The organism is Streptomyces sp. NPDC014991, assembly GCF_043080665.1.
Lineage (GTDB): Bacteria > Actinomycetota > Actinomycetes > Streptomycetales > Streptomycetaceae > Streptomyces.
Genome location: NZ_JBIBVY010000024.1, coordinates 1 through 21,899 on the forward strand (window position 1 = coordinate 1; position 21,899 = coordinate 21,899).

A 21,899-nucleotide genomic window follows, 5' to 3' on the forward strand; every position below is an offset into this window, starting at 1 on the left:
CCCGCGGAGCGGGTCCCTTCGGGCTTCGCCCGAAGAAGCGAGCCGGGTCGCTGCGCTCCCCGGCCGCTCCCGCTCCGCGTGAGCGGATGCGGTTCGCTCCGCTCACCGCCAGGCGGCACGCGCTCCACGCGACCGCCAACCGTAGGGCAGGCGCCTCGCGTTGCGAGGCACGGCCGGCCTCCGGCCAGCCGGTGGCCTCCGCTGCGCTCCAGCCACCCACAGCAGACCCGCCAACCCCCGTGCGGGCAAGGCGTGCCACGCTCCGCGCGGCCCACCCACAGGGCTCACGCACAAGCAGCAGCAATAGGAGGGGAGGTGACGGGCAGTCAGGGGGAGTGACGGAGGTCGGAGGCCCGGCCACCCGCAAAGGGGGAATGGACTGAGGGGGCGTCAAGGCTTTGGATTGGCTTCTGATAAGGCAAGACTAACAGCTTTCAGCCACGTTAGAGGGAATCTCGGTGTTCCGTGTGCTTCATTTTTGGAGACGAGATAGACTCTGGACTCAGAGCACACCACCTCGGACCGATCAGGAGGGTTATCGAGATCCACCACGCGGCCTTGCCGATGTTCCGGTGAGGGAGAGCAACCAGCCGATCGCGTCAGTCCAACCGTAGCCCTTGCGGCTCATCTACGTGCAGGTTTCGTTTCCCGCCGCTCGAATCGACCGGGCGGCACCCCAGGAGAAGGCAGGCGAATATGTCGAGCACAGACCGCGCTGACCAGCGAGAGGCAGCCCAGCGAGAAGCCATTGACGCGGTCCTGCGTGCCCTCGAATTGCCTGCAAGATCGCTTGTGCCGGAGCGAGGGCTTCGGACACAGGTGATCATGGCAACGGGGTCCGGGAAGACCCGGGTGGCGGTCCGCAGCGCGGAGGAGCTCCATGCGGGCCGTGTGCTGGTGCTCGTGCCCTCGCTGGACCTGCTCGCGCAGACGGAGGCCGCGTGGCGCGAAGGGGGCCCTCGGGGGCCGATGATCGGGGTGTCCTCGCTGCGTGGGGAAGAGGTGTCCTTCCCGAACACCACGGACGTGGACGAGCTGGTGGAGTGGACGCGCGGCTTGGACAAGGTGACCGTGTACGCCACGTACGCCTCGCTCGGTCTGGGCACGCTGGAGCGTGCGCACGCCGCCGGCCTTTCGGGTTGGGACCTGATCGTCGTGGACGAGGCCCACCGGGTTTCTGGCCGGATCGGGAAGCCGTGGGCGGTCGTGCACGACAACCAGAAGATCCCGTCTCTGCGCCGGTTGTACATGACGGCCACGCCCCGGCTGTGGCAGCTCGGGGACGAGGACGAGGCCGGCGCACCCGGCGAGCTGGTCGCGAGCATGGAAGACGACCCCAACGGGCCGTTCGGCAGCAGAGCGTTCACTTTGACGCTCTCGGAGGCCATCGACCGGGGAATCTGTGCCCCCTACCAGGTCGTATGCGTGGATGTCACCGACACCGCGCTCCAGGCCGCGCAGCTCCTGGGCGCCGAAGGCCGCTCGGCAGAGGTGCGCGGGGCGCGGCTCGCGGCGCTGCAGACCGCTCTGGTGAAGGCGTCTGCGGAGGAGGGCTTCCGCCGCACGCTGGTCTTCCACCACCAGGTTCGCGAGGCCGAGGCGTTCGCGGCTGGCCTTCCCGACGTCGCCGCTCAGCTGCACGCATCCGACCCCGAGCTGTACCCGGCAACGATTTGGGCGGACTGGCTCTGTGGCGACCACAAGCCGCTGCACCGGCGGCGTCTGCTGGGCGAGTTCGCCGAAGGGATCGCCACGGACGGCACGGTCGTGGAGAAGTGCTTCTTGTGCTCGGTGAAGGTCTTGGGTGAGGGGGTCGATACCAAAAAATGTGACTCCGTGTACTGGGCGGATGTGCGCGGGTCGATGCCGGACCTGGTCCAGGCGGTGGGCCGGGCGCTGCGGATGCAGCCGGGCGAGGGCAAGGTGGCAAGCCTGGTGGTGCCGGTGCTGCTCGGGCCGGGCGAGACGGCGGACAACATGCTCACGTCCCGGGCGTTCGGCGGGCTGGCCAAGCTGTTGGAGGCGCTGCGGGCGCACGACGCGCGGATCGTGGAGAGCCTCGCGGAGCAGCAGGCCCCGAGCCGCTACAAGCCCGTCAGCAAGGACGAGAGCGGGAAGAGCACAGGCGGGAGCGGTGAGGGCTCCGGGGGCGTCAGCGGCCCCGCCAAGGCCCTGCTGAAGTTCTCCACGCCCCGCGACCCGGCCGCGCTCGCGGCGTTCATCAACTTGCGGGTCCTCAACCCGGAGCACGAGCACTGGCGGCGCGGTGTGGAGGCGGCCGTCATCTACGCCCGTGTGCACGGCGATTTGAAGGTGCCGTTCACGTTCCGTGTGCCTGCCGTCGACGACCAGGAGGCGGAAGCCGAAAGGTGGCCGGCCTCGCTCGCCGGGTTCCCCCTTGGGCAGTGGACCGCCGACGCTCGCCGCTTCTATGCCCGCGGGGACATGGACGAGGATCGCGTCGCGCAGCTGGAAAAGCTGGGCATGGTCTGGTCGCACTTCGACGTCGCGTGGGAGGAGGGTCTGTCCGCCGCGCGCGGGTGGGCCGCCGAACACGGCCACCTCCTGGCCCCGCTGGACGCCACCTACCAGGGCGCGAAGGTGGGCATCTTCCTGAAGAACGCGCGGGCCGCCGCCCGGAAGGCTGCCGAGAACGAGCAGCGTCGTGCCAAGGGGCTGCCGGTCCAGTCGTCGGCCGGGGCGCTGTCGGACGAACGGCGCGAGCAGCTGGAGGAAATCGACGCGTCCTGGTGCCCGAGCTGGCCGGTGACATGGCAGCGGTGCTTCCACCTGGTGCGGATGCACCTGGACGCCGGTGAGGCGCTGCCCACCGAGGCGAGCGAGGTCCTGCGCCAGGGCGAGGATCTCGGGCGATGGGTGCAGTCGGTGCGGCTCGGGTGGGATCAGCTCACGACCGTGCAGCAGTGGATGTGCGAGCAGGTCCTCGGGATCGAGCCCGCCAGCGAGGACGAGAAGCCGCCGCCGCGCCGTACGCAGGCCGACAAGTGGGCGATGAACTACGAGGCCGCCAAACAGTTCTACGAGCGCGAGGGGCACCTTCAGGTCCCGAGGAAACACATCGAGCGGATCGTCGGCGGGGACCAGGAGGAGCGGGAGCACCGGCTCGGTGCATGGATCGGGAATCAGCGGAGCAGGGCCGCGACGCTGACGCCGGAGCGGGTGGAGCAGTTGTCCGTGATCGGCATGCGGTGGGCGTAGCGGCGTACGGACGAACAGTGGGGCCGGACAGGGTGATCCCGTCCAGCCCCACTGTCCCGGTCACAGTTCAGCCGAAGGGCGAACCTCTCGGGTGGCGGCGCCTGAACCTCAGCGTCTGTGTTTGTCGCAGGTTTGGCGGAGCTGTTCCATTGTCAGCCCCATATCCTCAGCAATGAAGCCGCTTTCGCACCAGCACTTGTCCTTGCCTTCCTCGTAACCAAATTCCTCGCTGTGAAGATATTTGTATTCCTCCACGTCTGCGTCGTAGCATTCCTCGTAATAGGCTTCCTTTTGGTTCAGGAAGCGGTCGTACGCTGCTACGGCTGCGCTGCGGGCCTTTCCATAGATCTTGCGATCTCTGTCTTGCGCATCCTGCGAAGCTTGAATCCCTGCCGGATAATGATCAGCATCGACGTACGTTTTATGCGCGGCCTCGCGAGCCGCCTTTAGAGCGTCCTCGTGAGCTCGCCGGATGTGCCACTCCTGTGCACCGATCCAGTACCGTCGGTCATGTTCCTTCGCCTGTTGCTCAGCCTTCTTTGCGATCTTGTCCAAGACGCGGTTGCGCGCCACCTCAGGGTCCGGAGCCCGGGCTGGGGAACTCTGGGGCCTGCGAGGCCGCCCACCGGAGCTGGGCTTGTAGACAGGTATCCCATACTTGTCAACGAGCCTTATCGGATCGCTGCCGAAGCGGTCACCTGGCTTATAAACCGTTCTCCCGAAGGACCTCGGATCATCGAAGGCGGCATTCCGCCATGTGTAGGGTCCCCCGCCGATTCCTCGGCGTCCTCCCCCACTTCCTGGGATGCGCGGCGGTCGTGGCATAGCAGTCTCCTTTCTTACCAGTCGGATCCGGCGTATCCGCCGTCCGCGTCGTAGTAGTCCGTGTGAGTCCCGGCATCCCAAGAGCTGCCCAGGTACTCTCCCGCGGCATCGCGCACATCGGTCTCCCGGTCGCTGATCTTCCATTCGCGCTGGGTCAGTCCTTCGCCGACTCCGTAGGTATCGACTCGGTCCTCGTAGATCCATGAGGTGCTGACCTGACGACCAAGTTCGTCAAAGTTCTCGATCCGGTCGCCCTTGTGGACGGAACTACCCAGGTTCTCCCCGTTGGGGCCGTAGCGGTGGTGCGTACTCAAGGAGTCACTTCCTTCTAACTCGCTGTTCCTACAACCTGCTGGCCATAGGCCGGACTGAACGCCTGGACCACAAGGCTACGTGAACTTTTTCACATAAAGATAGACCTTGTACTATTTAGGCAACTTGCCGATAATGCCCAATTCGGGTAGCTGGGACAATCACTGCGGAAGGCACCAAGAACGTGACCTGGGCCCTGCCGGAACCGATGCTGGCCACGGCAGTAGCCATCTCTGACCTGCCCGAGAAGTCGGCCGGGGAGCCGAAGTGGGATGGCTACCGTGCCCAGCTCGCCGTGTTCGCGGGCGGGCCGGTGCTGCTGCGCTCACGGCGCGGCACGGACATGACGGCCTCGTTCCCCGAGATCCGGGCGGCGGCCCTGGCGCAGCTGCCGGAGGGCACTGGGCTGGATGGAGAGCTGGTGGCGTGGGAGCGGAACAGGCTGGCGTTCGAACGGCTGCAGCAGCGGCTTGCCCGGCGCGGGACGGCTGCCGCTCAGGCGGCACAGGAGTGGCCGGCGCACTTCGTGGCCTTCGACCTGGTCCACCGAGGCGACGACCTGACTGACTGGCCGTACGCCCGGCGCCGTGCGGCGTTGGAGACGCTGTTCGCGGAGCGCGGCCTGACGACGCCATGGGTGCTGTGCCCGTCGACGACCGACCCGGCCCTGGCGCGGGAGTGGCTGTCGTGGACGGCGGCCGGGGTGGAGGGACTGTGCTTCAAGCGGCTGGAGGAGTCCTATCGCGGAGGTGTGCGGTCGTGGAGGAAGTACAAGGTGCGGGTCACCACCGAGGCCGTGATCGGTGCGGTCACCGGCTCTCACGCCGCTCCCCGCACGCTGCTGCTGGGTCGCTACGACGCCGCGGGCCGCCTGCAGTACGTCGGGCGCAGCACCACGCTGTCCCAGGCCGCCGGCCGCGCCTTGGCCGACCAGCTGGCCCCGCAGACGGGCGCACACCCATGGACCGGATGGTCTTTCAGTACGGAGTGGGGCACGCAGCGCACACTCGATGTCCATCTGGTGCAGCCCGACGTCGTGATGGAGGTCGCCGTCGACGTCGCCCGCGATGCGGCCGGCCGGTGGCGGCACCCGGCCCGGCCGCATCGCGTCCGCACGGACGTCGACGTCCAGCAGGTGCCGCTGTTCGGCGAGTGAGCCACGACACAATCAGGTTGCAGACCAGGCGTTCAGCCAGCCTCTTCCTCAATCCAGTCAGCAGGTACGAGTGCTTGATCCGTGGCGTAGCGCCATCGCTGGGTTACGTATGGGCTGAAGTCCGGGTGGTCCAAGTCGGCGTGTTCCATGACGATGACCTGGAACTTGCCTTCCAGTAGGCGCAGCGTCTGATGGATTGTCTGGAAGATGTTCAGCAGCTTGTGGCGGTCGTTGGCTCCCAGGATGGCTTCGCCTGTGTGGTCGGGCGGGAAGAAGACCTGCGACGGCTGGTCGAGCACCAGGAGACGAGGCACTGGTGCACGGTGCTCCGTGAACCATTCGTGAAGGCTGAGCATGGTGGCTACGTGGTAGCCAAGGTGGTTCTCGCCGCTGCCCATCTCGGGTAGAGGCAGCGGGCCATTGGCCTTGTCGGCGATGACGGTGAGGCGGTTGACGTCGAGCCGGATGGGGTTCTCCGAGTGCTCGAGGCTGAGCCCCGCGGACTTACTGGTGATCTTCTGGCTGATCAGTGAAAGGTAGCTGGCGAGGCGCTCGCCTTGTGTGTCGTCGCTGAGCAGTTCTTCCAGGTCGGCGATCTGCTGACGGAGTTCTTCTCGCCGGTCTTCCACTTGCGGGGTTACTGCGCGGCGAGCGGCGGTGTCCAGGTAGAGACTGATGCGTCCCTGGACCATGGCGGCGCGGCGAGCGTCGTCGGGTTCCTGTTGTAGGGCCCGTATCCCTGCGGTGACTTCGTTGATCTCTTCCTGATTCCGGGCGAGTGCAGAGCGCAGTTCCTGCAGGCGCTCTTCTTCCTGGCTGATCAGGCGTTGAATCGCTGGGGTGTCGCTACCGATTACCTGGAGATCGCCGTCCAGATGTGCGAGGTCGCGAGTGAGAGCGGTGACTGTGTCGTTGGCGGAGGGAAGGCTGCTGTCGCACACGGGGCAGTGCGAGGCATTGGAGGCCTCGGGGTCTCGGCGGAGCAGGCCGAGGGAGACCAAACGGGCACGCTGCTCGGTGGCTTGGGTGGTGAAGTCCGTGTTCTCGGCAAATGCTCGCTTGAGATCGGCGATCTTTACACGGGTCTGTCCGTGGAGGCCGCGTAGCTCGTTGCGTCGCGTGGTGAGTGCGCTGAGGGGATCTTCGTCACTGTCCTGCTCAGGCTGGGGGCCTGTGTGGTTCATGGCCTGGCGTAGAAGGGTCGGCACTTCGTCGGCTGATGGCTCTGGATTGGTCAGTGGTGGCAGCAGGTGGGCTTCGACAGCCTCGGTGAGCAGAGCGCGGGCCTGGCCGGCGGCGGGGTCGAGATTCCGTGAGGGGGCGAGCGCGGTTTCGAGGTCAGCGAGGTCGCGGCGCAGGAGGCGAAGCCGGTTACGGCGCAGTGCCTGCTCCGGGTCCACGGCGCCAAGGAAGTACGGGATGACACCGCGGATGGTGTTGGGTCGCCATTCCTCGCCTTGGGAGTGGAAGAGCAGGTCGGGGTTGGCGACCTCGTTCTGCGCTTGGAGGCAGAAGAACAGAGCGTGGCGGATGGACGGGGCGATGGTCTGGGCTCGGCCAACGGCCGGTACGCGGACTGTGCGGTCGATGCCGCAGAAATCGCTGAGCATGTCCTTTGCCGCGTCCAGTGGGGTAGCGAATTTGAGCTCTTGCAGCGGTGGAGGCGGGGTGCCGGGGGCTTGCGAGAGGATGCACAGGACGGTGCTGACAGCGGCTTTGCCTTCGGGGGCGCGGCGGGCGACGAAGAGTTGCTGGTCGGGCTTGACCAAGGTGAGGGCGTAGGCGCTGACGTAGTCGCGGACCTTGCCGGCCTTGACGGGGTAGCCGTTGCTGGCGAGGCAGTAGTCGATGATGGTCAGCAGGGCGCTTTTGCCGCGTCGGGAGTCGCCGGTGACGATGTTGAGGGTGCCGGGATCAAAGGGCACGGTGCGCATCTGACCGGGCTTCTTGCCGTAGATGGTGACCGCTTGGATCTGAAAGGTCACGGCTTGACTCCAAGGAGGGTCAGAACGGTGCTGAGGCTTCCGGTGCTGGGCAGCCAGCGCCCGAGGTGGACGGCAGCCTTCTGGATGGCGACGCTCTGTTCCGTGTCGCCCTTGATCGTTTTGGTGAGTGCGCGGGGAACGAGAGTCAGGCCGTCGCTGTCCCAGTGCAGGATGTGGCTCTGCAACGCGAACAGCAGGCCGGGGCGCACGACAGCAGCCAAAGAGGGCGCGTTGCGTGTCATGGCGACTCGCACGGCGTCGTTCTCGTCCAGCCACCCCATCAGGCCGGTTCCTGTGGTGGCCGGCAGGACCGCCCGGATGGACGGTTGCAAGGCCATGACGGCAGCTGTCACGGCCACCGGCAACGGGCACGGAGCCGCGTACTCCTTGTCATAGCCCTGGACTGCCCGCGTACACAGCACCGCTGTGAACGCCGGGTTGTACAAGGCCCGCTCCTCGCGGCTCAGTTCGACTGCCGCCATCAGCGTGCTCCGGTCGGCTCAAGGAGGGCCATCAGCCGAGCGGTGAAGTCCGGATGCCAGCCGACCCGTAGTTCGTCGGCGAGCATGTGGTACGAGCCCTTGGGAATGAACACCTCTTCAAGGCCGGTGCGGATCTGGGCGCGGGCCTCACGGTCAACCCAGCGATAGATCAGTTTGGCCTCACGCTTCATCTCCTCCTCGGTTGCGTCGTCTCCGAGGTCCTCCCGCATGTCCGCGAAGCGCGCCTGCCACTCCTCAACCAGCCTGCGCTCGTATCTGCCGAGCTCTCCTACGCGGAGCAGCTTCTCCTCCGACCAGCGCGATCGTTGGTTGAAGGCCCGCACGTAGTCCCGCACGGCGAGACGAATGCGTTCGGATCCGACGCCGATCAGGTCGAGCTGGCGGACGAACATCTTGTCTGCAGACTCGGCAGGCTCAGGGTTCAGGTCGGCGATATCAGGGTCGATGGGGAGATTGTTGGGACCGAACTGGTGGCGTAGATCGCTGAGGATCTGGTCGAACTCCTCGCCGGTGATGGGCGCGCCGCCAGGTGTGCGCATCTGCTCGATCACCCGGTCGTAGAACCAGCCCTCGAGGCGGGTGAGGAAGGACTTGGCGAGGTCGTGCCCCACCACGAGGGCCGCATGGCCGAGCATCGTCTCGCGGACCTCGTCAATCCGCGGAGCGTCACCGATGACGTCGATCCGGGCAAGCAGGGCGCTGTGTCCGACAGCCCCATCGGCTTCCAGCCCGTCGAAAGCCGCAAATGCCTTCTGCAGCTTGTCGCTCGAGGATGCTTCACGGGCCGCCCGCAGCAAGGTGAGGGCCTTGCCTTCGTCACGATGTCCGCTGGCTTTGGGCTGCAGGTGATAGCCGGCACTGCCTGGCGGAAGCTCGGCCGTCGTCATCAGGAAGAGGTTCGTTTCAGCGAGCTCGATCCGCCCGGCCGTAGCTGCCTCGCACCAGATCCGAAGCGTCTTCCACAGATCGGGGGCCGAGTCGGTCAGCCGCGTGCCGTCTGCTCGTTGCTTGAGCTGAAGTAGCTCTGTCAGCGAACCGGCATGCTTCTCGATGTCGTCGGCGGCCTCAACAGCAACGCTCCACTCCAGTCCGCCCACCCACTGCTCGATGCAGAGCTGCAGCGCCTTGGCGAACTGGTAGAGATAGCCGAGCGCTGAAGCAGATGCTTCGAACTGATCGTCCTTGACCGCCATAGCCCCTTCCACCCCTCCTGTCGAGCTGCCAGCGATCTTCGCATGCATGTGACGCTGGGCACATAGGCGGTACCGGAATCGTGACGCTTCCCAGGCCACCAGCGTGATTGGTCCGCAACGGGCAGGAGCCAGCACGCGGTCGTCATCGTGGCGCGGCTGCACTGACCTTCGCCAAAGCGTCAGCTGGCACCGTGGCCGGGCCAATGGGCTGGCACAGGTGCAGAACGAGGGCTTTCCCAGGTGGTCCTGGGCAAGCCCTCGCGCTGCCAGGTGGCTTGCCCTGGTCAGCTGCGCCAGCGTCCGAGCCAGCCGCCGGCCTTCGAGGCCTGCGCCGCCTCCTCCTGGCGCTCCTGCTCCTGGCGCTCGCGTTCGGCCTGTTCCGCCTGCCGCTCCGCCTCGAGCGCCCGGGCCTTGCAGTCGTCGCACAGGTGCGGGTGGCTGTCCCCGCGGCCCCAGTCGACCGCGATGCTGGCCTTCCATCGGTCGTCGGTGAACTTCTGCCCGCATTCGGCGCACACCGGGCGCTGAGCCTCGCGTTCGGCTGCTTCCTGCGCGAGACGGCGCCGCGCCTCTTCGTCACGGCGGGCGAGGGCGGCGTCCCGGCGGGGGTTGCCGATCGCGTCCCAGAGGTTCTGTCGGTCCTTGCGGCGAAGCGCCAGAACGCGGGCCCGGCCGGGCCGTGCTCGCGCAGCAGCTCCAGCGTGGTCGCCACGATCGGCATCTTCCCTCTGTAGAGGTGGAAGCCGCCCGAGCTGTTCCAGTCACCCTGCCAGTGCTCGCGGGTGAGGGCGGCGACCAGCTCCATCTACTTCAGCGCGGGCCGCGGACCGACCTGGTTGAAGACGAGCAGGACCGGCGGGTGCGTTGCGTCGCCCCACTGGGGATCGGGCGCGGACCAGCGGGTGCGCCACATCGGCTTGTCCTGGCCGTCGGTGTCCTTCACCGTGCGGTGGAAGTGGCGCATGTACTTGTCGAACTTCCCCGCGATCCTCGCGGCGTCCTCGGTGCAGTTGTCGGCCTCGACGAACAGCACCGGCAGCCCGGCCTCCGGGGCGGTGAGGACGATGTCGGCCCACGCGCATCCCACGTCGGGGTTCTTCCACGTGCCCGTCGACGGGAGGGCGACCTCGGTGGCGTAGGAGGTGAGGCTTCCGATCCCGTCGGACGCGTCGACCCAGGCCTGGGCGGCCGCGATGGCTTCGGCTGGCTCACCGGCCACCAGGTGCAGGTCGGGCTTCGGACGGATCATCGCGATGACCGTCTCGTTCACCGTCATCGCGTGCGAGGCACCGGAGCGGCCCGCGCTCTTGGGCATGCCGCCCATCTCCTCCGGCCCCCGGTCCACCTCGAGTCCGGCGGCGGCCAGCCCGTCCTTGGTGAGCAGGCGCACCTCCTCTCCCCCTCGGGTGCGGCCGCCGTCGACGGCCAGGCCGTGCCTGCGCAGGTCGTTGAGCGCGCCACGGTGGGAGGCAGTGCGGGCCTCCTTCCGCGCGGCTGGCGTCTTCTTCGTGGTGTGCCGGAAGGTCAGGTGCGGTGAGGACAGGCGCTGGATCTGATCCGCCGTCGCGGCCTTGAGCACCCCGAGCACGCACAGCACATCGGCGCGCAGCTTGTTCGTCGATCCCGCCTCGTTCGTCTTGCGCTTGCCCGCCATCAGCCCCGCCCTCCCGTACGTCGCGACCGGCCACCGGCCGGGCGCCGGCCCCCGGCCGCAGAGGGCACCCGACGCGCCCTGAACCCGATGATCGCCTCCACCACTGACACCCCACCCCCACCTATTTCCCAGGGCTTGGTCAGTGAGAGGAGGAGAGAAGAGGGTTGTGACGAGACGCGACAGTCCCGAAAGGTCGTGGTGGCCTGGGGAAGTGCGGTCTGTGCTCGTGCCGGGCACGGAAGTGGGTACAGCAGTGGGATCGCAAGCGCCGGCGGCAGGAGGCTGCGGCGGCTTGCCCAGCCGACCAGCCCTGTCGTGGTCGGCCCGACCAGACTCGACAAGGGGCCCGGTTCAACCCATACAGTCCTAGTCCATTTCCGTTTGGAGAGGGGAGAGATCTCCGGCCTCTGTCCACAGGCTGACGGGCGGACCCTGCTGGAGACGTCGTCGTGATCGGCACGGCGACCGTATGTCAGGAGCTGCCCATGTCCCCCCTCGCTCCCGCGCTGCCCCCGCACCTGGTCCAGCTGGGCTTCGACTACATCCTGGCGGTGGAGAGCGGAGACGACGTCCAGGCCGCGCGGCTCGCACCCGAGGTGGAGCAGTTGTCGGGGCTGCTGCCGGGCATCGCGGAACTGATCGTCTTCCCCGTGACCGCACTGTCCGACGACGCCGACCCCTGCGCCGACTCCTTCGTCCTGGACGAGGTCGGCGTCATCTACCTGATGGCGATCCGCGCGTGGGCCACGCACGCTCCTGCGGCTGCCGCGCCGGGGATCGCCCGCACAATCGCGCACTTCGTCGGCCAGGTCCTCGCCGACGCGCCGAAGGACGTCGTCCGGGCTCTGCAGGAGCTGCGCGATGAGCAGGTGGAGCGGGCCCGCGCTGCGCACTGCGCAGACGGCGCGCGCTGGTAACCGCGCCTGCGCACCGCGCGGGTGCGCACCGTCTGCGCATTCGGTGCGGTCGATGCGCGCCAGCCGGTGCGGATGACCGCACCCACGCGCGCGTGGCGCGGTGCGCAGGTGCGCATCGCCTCGTTCTGCCAGCGCCACCACGCACCTATCCTCCGCACCGATACGCCGAACTCCCGGCGCGATACGGCGAATCGTCGGTGCGCACTGACCCGCCAGGGCCCTGACTGCACGTCTGGTGCGGAAGCTGCGCAGTCTTCCCGCCCTGTTGGTGCGCGCGCGGCGCGCCGCCCGGGTCCTGGTGCGCAGGTTTTGGATGCTGGGCATCGCCGGTGCGCACCACAGCATCGGGTGCGCGACATCGGGCGCACTCAGTGGCCGGCCTCCCGGCCGCGGTGCGGTCCGGGCTCCTGCGGGCGGTGCGCCTGCTGGTCGCCCTCGCGCACCGGATGCGCGCCATCGGCATCGTCCCGGTGCGCGTAGCGGTCCATGGTGACGCGGGCCCGGTCGGCCGCCGCGGTGAAGGCATCCTGGAGGTGGCGCAGCCGCTCGGCAGTGAGATCGAGGGCTTCCACGTCCGTGCCGGACTTCTTCAGGGCCCGCAGCGCCGTCATGTCGAGTGCCGGCCGGGGCTCGGAGTCGGCGTCTTTGCTAGCGTCCGGGAACGGGATGAGGAGTTGCTCGGGCATCGCCGCCTGCTGGTGCGCCACGACGTCGTCGTACAGGGAACGGCCGGTGCGGCGCGCGGCGCGCAGCCGGGCGTTGAGAACGGTGGAGGCGATGACCGCACGCTGGTAGAGCAACGGGACGCGCGGGATGTCCCACTCCCCCGGCTCCAAGGGCAGGCGCGGCGTGTCCAGGTCGCCGGGACCGGCCGGGGGCCGGTGATCGGCCTCAGGTTCGGCACCCGGTGAGCGGCGGGCGGGCGGGTCGGCCAAAGACCAGCGGGCAGTGTAGAAGCGGTAGGCCGGCATGCGGCCGCGCAGTGTCTTCGGCTCGCTGATGTCCAGACAGTGCGTGGCGATGGCCGCGTCCACCATCTTCTCGTCCAGGCCCGGTGCGCGGCGGCGGCCGCGCAGGACGAGGGCGAGGTGACGGCGGGCTTCGGCGAGCAGCTGTCGCCGGTGGAAATAGCCGTCCTTGTTCATCACGAACACCATCGCGGTGACGTCGACGGCCGCCAGGGCGACGTCGACCACCGCGGCGACCCGGGCCCGGATCGCCGCCGCTGCGGCGCGGGCGCGCTCGAGGAGGGAGTCGATGAGGTAGGCGGCGTCGGCGAGGAACGCGCGGGCACTCGCCTGCCAGTCCTCGCGCAGCTGCGCGAGCGGCCGGGTCTGCGGCTTGGGCGGGCGGGTCATCTTCGCCGCCATCCGGTTCAACTTGGCGCGGGCCTTCTCGGAGACCTCGGGCGCGAACTTCAGGTTGCCGTCGTCGTCGACGGCGGTGACGTACTCGTGCTCCAGGTCGGCCCGGCACGCGGCTATCTGGTCGCTGCGCCGCGAGGTCCAGCGGATCAGCTCGTGCGGCACCCCGGCAATCTCCATCACCGGGCGGCGCCCGGCGGTGACGGTGCGCGGCTCGGAGGCCAGCCCCAGCGCCTCACACACCTCAGCCATCACGATCTCGTTGTAGAGCGCGGACGCAGCGACGGTGTTCTCGAACATGACCTCCGAGTGGACCGATCCCCACGTCCCGTCCAGACGCTGCCCCTTCACCGACAGCAGCAGATGGTCATGGAGCAGCGGCATTCCCGACCGGGCCTCGTAGTGGCGGAAGCGGGCGGCGACCAGACCGCCGGGCGGCCGAACCTGGTAGACGCCGTCCTTGCCGAAGCGGATCACCGCCACGTGGTCCTCGATCCACTCCAGCACCTTCTCGATCGCCCGCTCGTGCCCGGCCTCGATCACCCGCCGGGTCTCGTCATCACCCAGCGCCCACAGCAGGTAGATCGTCGGCTGCGTCCGGAAGACGAGGTCGAAGCCCGTGACCTTCACCCGGCGACCGAGGGCACCGGCCTTCCACGCGGCCTTCGGCGGCTTGCCCGCGGCCAGCAGGTCGGCCTCGATCAGATCCGCGTGCGGGTGCCGGCCTCTCTCCCCGAACAGGTTCCGCAGCTGCGCCTCGGTGACGACGTCCCCCGCGGCCAGCCCGAGGGCCGCGAGCCCACGGCCCATCCATCGGCCGACCGGGACACCGGCCTCCTCCTGAGCCTTGGCAAGCGGCGTGCGCGCCGGGCGCAGGCTGTCGCCGAAGACGACCTGGCGCAAGTAGTAGCGGTACATCTGTCCGGCGGTGATCAGCGCGATATCCATCGTCATGCAGACACGCCACACGGCCCTGACCTGCAAGAAAAGCCCGATCCGCGTTGCGTCCCGCCAGGCGGGAGCAGCAGCCGAACTTTCTTCTCATGTGCCCGTCAGACGGGCAGCGGCTCGGGACGGCCGGCCAGTGTCAACGCTCTCCGGTCCTGCTCCACACCACCCCCGCACACACACCAACCCGGCACCCACGACCCCCGAGCGGTCCCTCGCCGAAGGCGGTCTTGCGGACCACGAGCGCGGTTGATCCGCCGCCCGACTCCCGAGAGGTCGGCGTGGAGTCTTGCCAAGCACATACTGTTACGTATTGTGACTGTTTGTAATCGTTGATCACGGAAGGGGTGCCAAGCGTGCCTGATGAGAACCTGCCTGATTCACCCGAACCGGTCGCGTGGCCCAACCCGAGTAGCGCGGCCGGACCTCAGCATCGGGGCGGGACGCCCGAACGCACCGGAGCCGGAGGTCCCCCACAAGCACCCCAGCGGCCTGAGCGGTTCCCACCCGATGGGGAGATCGAGTACGAGCGGTCGGTCATCCGGATTCCCTTCCATCTCAAGGACGCGGCACCCGGAGCCAACCGCAAGGTCGACGTGATGGTGTTCGACGCGTACATGCGGCTGATCCGCCTACCACCGGTCACCAACGGGCTGGGCTTTCGTCAGTTCGAGTTCACGATCGACGCCTGGGAGTTGACCAACACCTTCAGCCAAGGCCTGAACGCGAATGTGACGTTCACACTCTCCGATACCGTGCAGCCACGGAGCATCTGCATCGCCTCGCAGCGCGAGCGCGACTACCCGGCGCTGATTGTCTACAGCGCAATCTACGACGTCTACCTGGGTACGACGCGGATCGTGGAGAACCAGCCTGGTGTGGCGTACGCGTCCCCGGTGTGGGAGATCCCGCCCCGTAACGTCACCGTCGCCTTTGAAAAGCCCTTCGAGTCCGACCAGTTCTCGTTCTCTGCGGGGTGCTGCGAGGGGATGAGAACCATCCCTCGCGAGGAGTTCGAGGCAGGCGCCGCCGCTGCCCGCGCGCTACGTGGCCAAGCCTGACTGCATTTCTGGTGAGGGCCGTGTGGGCATCATCCAGATCAATGTCACCGATTTGGAACTGGCTAGGGCTTCGGCCCGCGCACCCTGCGGACTGCCCGGTCGCCACGACCTGGGCTCACACCGCCCTCTCAAGCTACTCCTCGGTTAAGGGCCGAGGGTCCTGCTCTACCTCGCCACCCACCGCGTGCAAAACGGCCGGTGATGCACAATCACACGCGGGGTCTAATCAGTCCCGATTCTCCGGTCCCCCGGCGCCAACAGGGGCGCTGCTGTCCGAAGGCCGTTCATTGCCTTCGGCGCCCCCTCCGGCAGCGTCTACGAATTCCTGGAGCTCCCACTCATGAGCCAACTACACACTCCGAACCGCCCGCTGGGCACCATCCTCAGCGGTGCTCCGCTTCACTTGCTCACCCAGGTACAGCGCACCAGCTTCGACGCTTTCTGCCACACGCTGGAGCAGATCGGACGCGACAGCGGCCACGACGAACCACTCGTGCATGTGCCCTCCCTGCGGAACCTCACACGAGCCACCATCGGGGACCAGGCCACCGACCGTCTTCTGGCCGAACTCACGCGCCTGCCCGGCCATCGACTCACTGACCAGGACCATCCCAGGTTGGATTGGTTCAACCTGGCGGGCCGAGTTCCCGTCTTCGACCCCACCCCTACTGCCACGTTCACTGTGCCCCTGGCCGACACCCCCCACATGGGGCACGTGATCGACGCGGTCCACACCCTCTACCCCAGCCTCGAACCCGAACTGATCGATCCCCAGGTACTGCCCGCTCGCATCACGTACCTGCTGCACCCTGACCACACCGGCAGTCCCGCGCATCTACGCACTGTCGTCGACCTGGTCCACCGCAACCTCGGATGGTGGGCCGCCTTCGCCGTGACTCTGATGGCCAGCGCCGCTGCAGGCAGCACCGCACCGGGATGGGCTGCCTGGCCGCTGCATATGTACGTGCTAGCCGCCTTGATCGGGGGCTGGACACTGACCGTCGTGGGCGGTTGCGTGCTATCCACACCGCACTGAGTGCCGGGCCCTGGGGTAACTGGCCTTGAAGGCGGCCTGGGGGGGGCCGTTCGGCGAGGCGATCATTCGTCACCGGGGCGTGATCTCCGCCAGTAGTAACAGCAGTAGGGCCGTGTACGGGCGTTCCTCCCGACGCAAGATCCTCCAACCCTTCATGCGCAGATAGGCGTGAGATCATGGGCGACTGTTCGGGCGTCCGTCCAGCGTTGGATGACCGTCACTGCCTCTGCGGCCCGTCGGCCGGTCAGCCCAGCCCGCTTTCACACTCTTGGGGACTGACGCCGACCCGGACTTACAGCAGCTAACACAATGAGGTGGATTCGGCACTGATGGCCGTGTCCGCGGCGGAAGTTGAGCGTTCGGCCCCGTATGGGGACATCGCCGTGGATCGTGTCGGATGAGCTGTGGGATCGCCTTGAGCCGCTGCTGCCGCAGCGCGAACGGCGCTTCCGGTACCCGGGCCGCAAGGCGCTACCGGACCGGGACGTTCTATGCGGGATCCTCTACGTGCTGCACACCGGGATCCAGTGGGAGTACCTACCGAAGGAGCTGGGCTTCGGTTCGGGCATGACGTGCTGGCGCCGCTTGCGGGACTGGAACGAGGCCGGCGTCTGGCAACGGCTGCACGAAGTCTTGCTGGCCGAACTGAACGCGGCGTCGCGGCTGGACTGGTCCCGCTGCGTGGTCGACTCCTCGCACGTCCGGGCGTTAAAAGGGGGCTCCACACGGGTCCGTCGCCAGTTGACCGGGGCCGGGCCGGCTCGAAGCACCACCTGATCACCGACGGACACGGCACCCCGCTCGCGGTCCTGCTGACCGGCGGCAACCGCAACGACGTCACCCAGCTCCTGCCCTTGCTCGACGCGATCCCGGCGGTCCGCGGCCGGGTCGGACGACCGCGCCGCAGACCCGACTCGCTCTTCGCCGACCGCGGCTACGACCACGACGTCTACCGTGACCAGGTCCGCGAACGCGGCATCGTGCCGGCCATCGCGCGCCGCGGAACACGACACGGCACCGGACTGGGCACTACCGCTGGGTGATCGAAAGAAGCGTCGCGTGGCTGCACGGCTTCCGGCGCCTACGGATCTGCTGGGAACGGCGAGCCGACATCCACGAAGCGTTCCTCAAACTTGCCTGCTGCCTCATCACCCACCGACAACTCAGGTCACTGTGTGAGCCGCCTGTAGCCGGTTAAGAACTTCGTTGGGGGTGAAGCTCCAGCCGACCAGGCGCGGCCCGCTCCAGTTGATGCCGATCACGAGTCCATCCCGGGCGGCATCGGGCAGTACGCGATCGCACCAGGTGTCCAAGGGCATGGACTCAACGCGGAGCCCGTGCCCCCAGATCTTTGCTGCTCTCTGGGCGCGGGGTGAGGTCGACCAGAAGGGAAGACTTCGCGTGCCGTCCGCTGAGAGGTGAGTCGGGCTTCCGTCGTCATCTCGGACAAGCCAGACCACGCTGCTCTGGCGGACGTCTCGGAAGAATGCCGCCGCTTGCGAACCGCTCTGACTCATGGCCACCGAGCCTACCGTTCTCCAACACTCATTTCGTTTAGGACTTCTTATCGACAGCGTCACCCAGATGGCGGGGTGCGGCATCTCGGCAGCGAGCCGCTGACGCTTCCCCGAGGCGATGAGCAGCCGCTTTCAGTCCGCTGTCTTAGAAGCGTCGCCGAACAGGGCCTTCATCAGATAAGGGCCGGCCACCTTCTGGAAATCCACCTGCGGGGCGAAAGCGCGCACGGTGCCCTCCAGCACCAGTAGGGACAACAGAGGGAACACGAACTCCGGTGCCGCGTATAGGCCATGGCGGCGCTGGATATCGAACAGCGAGCCCGCGAACGTCACCAGGTTGAAGTTCGCTGCGGACATCCCACTGTTCCGCCGTACCAGACTAGCGATTTCGCGCCTAAAGCCCTTTGTGTCAGCATCCGGCCCGGCGGTCGCCGTGGACAGGAGGATCTCGGCACATGCCTCACCACCCCCCACGGACATCTGCAGGAAGAACGAGGCGAACGTGGCCCGTGTCCGCTCGTCCAGACGCACCGTGAAGCCGGCGTCCACCACCACCACCTCACCGTCCGGCAGGAAGTAGAGGTTGCCGGGGTGCAGGTCGCAGTGGACCAGCCCGTCGATGAAAAGCATCCGGTAAATACCACGCAGCGTCGCCAGCACCACCTGCTCTCGGGCCGTCTCTGGGAACTCGTGGGGCGCACGGCGCCGAAGGCCCTCGATGAACTCCATGACCAGAAGGCCCTCGTCGCTCAGTTCCCGATGCACAACGGGCACCCGGATACCGGACTCCTGCGCCATGTTGTCCCGGAATTCCTCCAGAAAGCGCGCCTCCCGCAGGAGGTCCAACTGGCTGTGGACCGCCTGCGCCATCTGGTCGACGACGGCAACGACCGGAATACCACGCATCTGTGGCAGCCGGGCCATCAGCCGGGCGCACCTGCGCAGGAGTTCCAGGTCCACCGTCAGCTGCCGGGCGACTCCGGGCCGCAGTAGCTTCACTGCGACCCTCCGGCCGTCGGGGGCGGTGGCACGGTAGACGGAGGCGATGCTGCCGGTGGCGACCGGCCGGGCGACACCGTCAGCCCCCCGGTCCAGCACGAGGCCGGTGCCCCACAGTTCGTCGGCCGCGACCGCCAACGCCGCTGGCCGTACACCGTCGTGTAGCCGGCCGAGCGCGGCGCACACGCGGGGCGATAGCACGTCCACCCTGGTGGCCAGCATCTGGGCGGCTTTGATGAACGCGGGTCCGAGCCGGGTGACCAAGTCCACCAACCAGCGGTCCCGGCGCGTATCCAGGTCGCCGCGCAGGACGCCGACCGTGGTGTGGCTCACGACTGCCGCGCCGCCCCGCAGCACGTGAAGCAGGAGAACCGCCGCGCGCCCCGTGAGAACGCGGCGCGAGACGGTAGCGGCGGGGATAGCGTGCGGCCTGCTGTCGGCGGTCATCGATGCCTCCGAGTCGACTTCCTGGCGGGACGACAGCGTGTCGCTCCCCCGCTTCCCGCCCGAACCTCGATCCACCACGGCGGGAAGTCGAGCGACGACGCCTCGTCGGGCAAGAGCGCCACCGGCCCTGCCTGGCGCGTGCGCACTCGGTCGCGCCAGACGATCACGGCCAGCGACAGGGCGAACAGGACAGTGATCGGCGCCGCAAGGACCATCATGGCGCGAGGGTCGCCCGTGGGGGTGGCAAGAGCCGGGAAGACAAAGAGCAGCATGACGAAGGTCCGCTAGCGGGCCACCAGGCTGCGACCGCCTGACCTTCACCTTCAAGGTGGCCCTCGCCGACGGAGTGGCGGTCTCCAACGCGTTCTGATCTTGCCAGCTGGGGGCCTTCGCGGCGCCGGGCCAAAGGGCCCCCAGCGCCGACGAGGAATTTCCGCCCCTGTGGAGACGCCCCGGTGGACGGGCTCAGGTCGAACACCATCACTCCCAGAGGTGCGGCGAGGTCGCTGGATCCAGCGAGCACCAATCATGACAAGTTTTCACGCCATATATCGCTCTATGTCGTTGCAGGCGCATCACGCAGCCGGGGATTCACTCGTTCAGGCCATCAGCTCGCGGACCCTCCTGAGCACCGGGCAGTGGCCCGCTTACCCACCCGTGACGTCGTCGCCCACCGCGTCGCCGGGTCAACCCAACGCCCGAACGGGCGTCCCGATCCGGTGAACTCGGGGGGGGCCACCCCCCCACGCAGCCTGCTGGTCCGGTCGTGGAAATCGGCTTCCGGACTTCCCTGGGTTGCCGGTGACCTGCAGCAACGCGGATACCGGCCGTGAGTCCATCCTGTTTCCTGTCGGCAGCGCGGTCGTGGTGGCCTGCTGGTGCCTGCTTGTCTCGACACGTGTGGATTCCTATGGTCCGGATCATGACCATCCCCACTGAGCCGATTGGCAGCATCCCCCGCCCTCGCGCCCTGCAACAGGCTCTCGGTGAGTACACACAAGGCCGGCTGAGCGACAAGGAGCTGGCTGGGCTCCAACAGCAGGCGGCGGCGGACACGCTCACCCGACTTGCGGCGCTGGACTGCCCAGTCCTGGTCGATGGCGAGCAGGCCAAGCCCAGCTTCGCCACCTACCCGATCGCAGGCTTGGCGAGCCTCGCTCCGAACGGCGTCACCATCCCGTTCGCCGACGGCCACGTCCGGCAGCTTCCGTGCCTGACTGAGGGGCCGTTCCGCTACCAGGTCCGCGCGGAGTCGTATCTGCGCGACGCCCGGCGGTACACCGACCGCCCCATCAAGCAAGCGGTCATCGCGCCCTCGGCGCTCAGTCTGCTCTACCCGGCCGAGCCCATCGTGGGATATTCGCGTGAGGCGTTCCTGAGTGACCTGGCCGACGAGGCGGAGGCTGATATCCGCGGCTGCCTGGAGGCGGGCGCGCACGTGGTCCAGCTCGACTTCACCGAGGGACGCCTCTCACTCAAGCTTGACCCGAGCGGCGCACTTCTCGACGACTTCATCGCCCTCAACAACGAGGTGCTCGCCCGGTTCAGCGAGGCGGAGCAGGCCCGCATCGGGGTGCATACCTGCCCCGGCGGCGACCTCGACTCCACCCATAGCCTGGATGTCGATTACGCCGAACTGCTGCCCAAGCTCTTCCAGCTGAAGGTGGGCAACTTCTACGTCCAGCTGGCCAGCGAGGCGGACCCCGAGCGGGTCCTTCGCGTCATCGCTGACCAACTGAGCCACGGCATCCGGGTGTTCGTTGGGGTCACCGATCCCATCGATCCCACGGTGGAAACCCCGGAGGAGGTACGCGACCGGGTGCTGCTCGCGGCCCGCTATATCCCGGTGGAGAAGCTGGGCACCTGCGACGACTGCGGCTTCTCGCCGTTCGCCGACGATACGTCCACCTCGCGTGACCTGGCCTTCGCCAAGATCGAAGCACGCGTACGGGGAACCGCCCTGGCCTCCCAGGCGCTGGGCTTCGCGCTGGACGGGCAGTAGGAAGCCTTTACATGCGTTACTCGTGAGGCGGGCACACGCCTGCTCCGCCCCATAACGCCGTAGTGTTCCGGCGAGGGCGTCGGGGTTGGCGTGGTGCGGCAGATGAGCGGCCCCGGCAACGACACTGCGGCGTGCACCAGTTGCCGGGCCAGTTCACGCGTGTAGGTCCACCCGGACCGGCGGATCCTCCGTGCCGCCCACCGCCAGCGTCCGGAGGCCACCTACTCACAGCCCGAAGACAAGATCCGGTCCGGAACACCAGCTCTTCGCCGTGGACCTGGGAGCGGCCAGAACGAGACCCCCGGCTTCGACGCCGCCGCCTACGGCACCGGTGCTGAACACATGGGCGCCCTCGTTAGTACCGGGGACGATTGGCGGCGGCTCAGGGGCGCAGAATCCGGCATCCCACCTAGCCCGTACGGCCCGACTGCGCGTCGATGTAGCACAGGAGATGGGCCAGGTGCTCCAGCCAGTGGGCATGCGCGAGCGGTCCCGCTGGCACCCCCTCGAAGCCCAACGCCTCCACCCACGCGCAGACCAATCGCTGCACCGACGGATCGTCCACGGCGACGGGTACGCTCGGTCGGCGCGTGTCCGCCCCGAGCACCTCTGAGGGCTTTGGCCGAGACCGTGTTCAGCGCTTCCGCCACGCGCCCGGCGAAGGCGCCGGGCCAGCAACTCCGCCTCGCTCGGCGCCCGGGACCTGCGCGGGGCCGGCATGTCCCGCCGTCGCATCGCGGGGTTGGAGAGCTCCAGCACCA

General features: G+C 67.8%; 18 protein-coding genes and 1 pseudogene. 8 read left to right on the forward strand and 11 right to left on the reverse strand.

Annotation, left to right across the window (positions count from 1 at the left end; genetic code table 11):
* Positions 1-696: 696 nt before the first annotated feature.
* Positions 697-3,219: a Helicase associated domain protein gene (locus ACF1BE_RS29270; protein ID WP_392202010.1), complete on the forward strand. Its 2,523-nt coding sequence runs from the start codon at positions 697-699 to the stop codon at positions 3,217-3,219.
* A 108-nt stretch (positions 3,220-3,327) separates the two neighbouring features.
* Here ACF1BE_RS29270 and ACF1BE_RS29275 read toward each other — a convergent pair whose 3' ends face one another.
* Positions 3,328-3,774 (reverse strand): hypothetical protein, encoded by a 447-nt coding sequence (locus tag ACF1BE_RS29275; RefSeq protein ID WP_392202011.1) that lies wholly within the window; start codon positions 3,772-3,774, stop codon positions 3,328-3,330.
* 284 nt (positions 3,775-4,058) lie between these two features.
* Positions 4,059-4,358 carry a hypothetical protein gene (locus ACF1BE_RS29280; RefSeq protein WP_392202012.1) on the reverse strand — a complete coding sequence of 100 codons (300 nt, stop codon included), beginning with the start codon at positions 4,356-4,358 and terminating at the stop codon, positions 4,059-4,061.
* A 182-nt stretch (positions 4,359-4,540) separates the two neighbouring features.
* On the opposite strand from ACF1BE_RS29280, the gene ACF1BE_RS29285 reads away from it, so the two are divergent.
* On the forward strand, positions 4,541-5,512 hold the full coding sequence (locus ACF1BE_RS29285; protein WP_392202013.1) for an ATP-dependent DNA ligase: 972 nt from the start codon (positions 4,541-4,543) through the stop codon (positions 5,510-5,512).
* A 32-nt stretch (positions 5,513-5,544) separates the two neighbouring features.
* Here ACF1BE_RS29285 and ACF1BE_RS29290 read toward each other — a convergent pair whose 3' ends face one another.
* From ACF1BE_RS29290 to ACF1BE_RS29310, 5 genes are all read right to left on the reverse strand, one after another.
* Entirely contained in the window at positions 5,545-7,497 is a 1,953-nt protein-coding gene (locus tag ACF1BE_RS29290) for a DUF3732 domain-containing protein (RefSeq protein ID WP_392202014.1), read from the reverse strand.
* Positions 7,494-7,979, reverse strand: coding sequence for a three component ABC system middle component (locus ACF1BE_RS29295; RefSeq protein WP_392202015.1), 486 nt, complete (start codon positions 7,977-7,979; stop codon positions 7,494-7,496). The genes ACF1BE_RS29290 and ACF1BE_RS29295 overlap by 4 nt, the downstream gene beginning before the upstream one ends.
* On the reverse strand, positions 7,979-9,193 hold the full coding sequence (locus ACF1BE_RS29300; RefSeq protein WP_392202016.1) for an ABC-three component system protein: 1,215 nt from the start codon (positions 9,191-9,193) through the stop codon (positions 7,979-7,981). The genes ACF1BE_RS29295 and ACF1BE_RS29300 overlap by 1 nt, the downstream gene beginning before the upstream one ends.
* Before the next feature lie 284 nt (positions 9,194-9,477).
* Positions 9,478-9,711, reverse strand: coding sequence for a hypothetical protein (locus tag ACF1BE_RS29305; protein WP_392202017.1), 234 nt, complete (start codon positions 9,709-9,711; stop codon positions 9,478-9,480).
* A 287-nt stretch (positions 9,712-9,998) separates the two neighbouring features.
* A complete protein-coding gene (locus ACF1BE_RS29310) occupies positions 9,999-10,847 on the reverse strand; it encodes a replication-relaxation family protein (protein WP_392202018.1) in 849 nt (282 codons plus the stop codon).
* Positions 10,848-11,332: 485 nt separating this feature from the next.
* Here ACF1BE_RS29310 and ACF1BE_RS29315 point away from each other — a divergent pair, with 485 nt between their 5' ends.
* Positions 11,333-11,764: a hypothetical protein gene (locus tag ACF1BE_RS29315; RefSeq protein ID WP_392202019.1), complete on the forward strand. Its 432-nt coding sequence runs from the start codon at positions 11,333-11,335 to the stop codon at positions 11,762-11,764.
* 368 nt (positions 11,765-12,132) lie between these two features.
* Here the strand turns inward: ACF1BE_RS29315 and mobF are convergent, their stop codons facing one another.
* The gene (gene mobF, locus ACF1BE_RS29320) at positions 12,133-14,082 is read right to left on the reverse strand and encodes a MobF family relaxase (RefSeq protein WP_392202020.1); all 1,950 of its coding nucleotides are present in this window, start codon (positions 14,080-14,082) and stop codon (positions 12,133-12,135) included.
* 350 nt (positions 14,083-14,432) lie between these two features.
* Between mobF and ACF1BE_RS29325 the strand changes: the two genes are divergently transcribed.
* The 4 genes and pseudogenes from ACF1BE_RS29325 (at position 14,433) to ACF1BE_RS29340 (ending at position 17,371) form a co-directional block, all read left to right on the forward strand.
* Positions 14,433-15,137 carry a hypothetical protein gene (locus tag ACF1BE_RS29325; protein WP_392202021.1) on the forward strand — a complete coding sequence of 235 codons (705 nt, stop codon included), beginning with the start codon at positions 14,433-14,435 and terminating at the stop codon, positions 15,135-15,137.
* A 340-nt stretch (positions 15,138-15,477) separates the two neighbouring features.
* Entirely contained in the window at positions 15,478-16,173 is a 696-nt protein-coding gene (locus ACF1BE_RS29330) for a hypothetical protein (protein WP_392202022.1), read from the forward strand.
* Between the two features lie 390 nt (positions 16,174-16,563).
* Positions 16,564-16,950: an IS5 family transposase gene (locus ACF1BE_RS29335; protein ID WP_392202023.1), complete on the forward strand. Its 387-nt coding sequence runs from the start codon at positions 16,564-16,566 to the stop codon at positions 16,948-16,950.
* A pseudogene (locus ACF1BE_RS29340) lies at positions 16,950-17,371 on the forward strand (IS5 family transposase). The gene ACF1BE_RS29335 and the pseudogene ACF1BE_RS29340 overlap by 1 nt, the downstream one beginning before the upstream one ends.
* On the opposite strand, the gene ACF1BE_RS29345 reads toward ACF1BE_RS29340, so the two are convergent.
* Complete coding sequence (locus tag ACF1BE_RS29345) at positions 17,337-17,774, reverse strand: DUF2750 domain-containing protein (protein ID WP_392202024.1); 438 nt, start codon at positions 17,772-17,774, stop codon at positions 17,337-17,339. The pseudogene ACF1BE_RS29340 and the gene ACF1BE_RS29345 sit on opposite strands and share 35 nt — an antisense overlap.
* A gap of 48 nt (positions 17,775-17,822) precedes the next feature.
* Entirely contained in the window at positions 17,823-19,136 is a 1,314-nt protein-coding gene (locus ACF1BE_RS29350; protein WP_392202025.1) for an ABC1 kinase family protein, read from the reverse strand.
* A 922-nt stretch (positions 19,137-20,058) separates the two neighbouring features.
* Between ACF1BE_RS29350 and ACF1BE_RS29355 the strand changes: the two genes are divergently transcribed.
* Positions 20,059-21,138, forward strand: a complete 1,080-nt coding sequence (locus ACF1BE_RS29355) for a cobalamin-independent methionine synthase II family protein (protein ID WP_392202026.1) — start codon at positions 20,059-20,061, stop codon at positions 21,136-21,138.
* Between the two features lie 409 nt (positions 21,139-21,547).
* Here the strand turns inward: ACF1BE_RS29355 and ACF1BE_RS29360 are convergent, their stop codons facing one another.
* The gene (locus ACF1BE_RS29360; protein WP_392202106.1) at positions 21,548-21,688 is read right to left on the reverse strand and encodes a hypothetical protein; all 141 of its coding nucleotides are present in this window, start codon (positions 21,686-21,688) and stop codon (positions 21,548-21,550) included.
* Positions 21,689-21,899 lie beyond the last annotated feature (211 nt).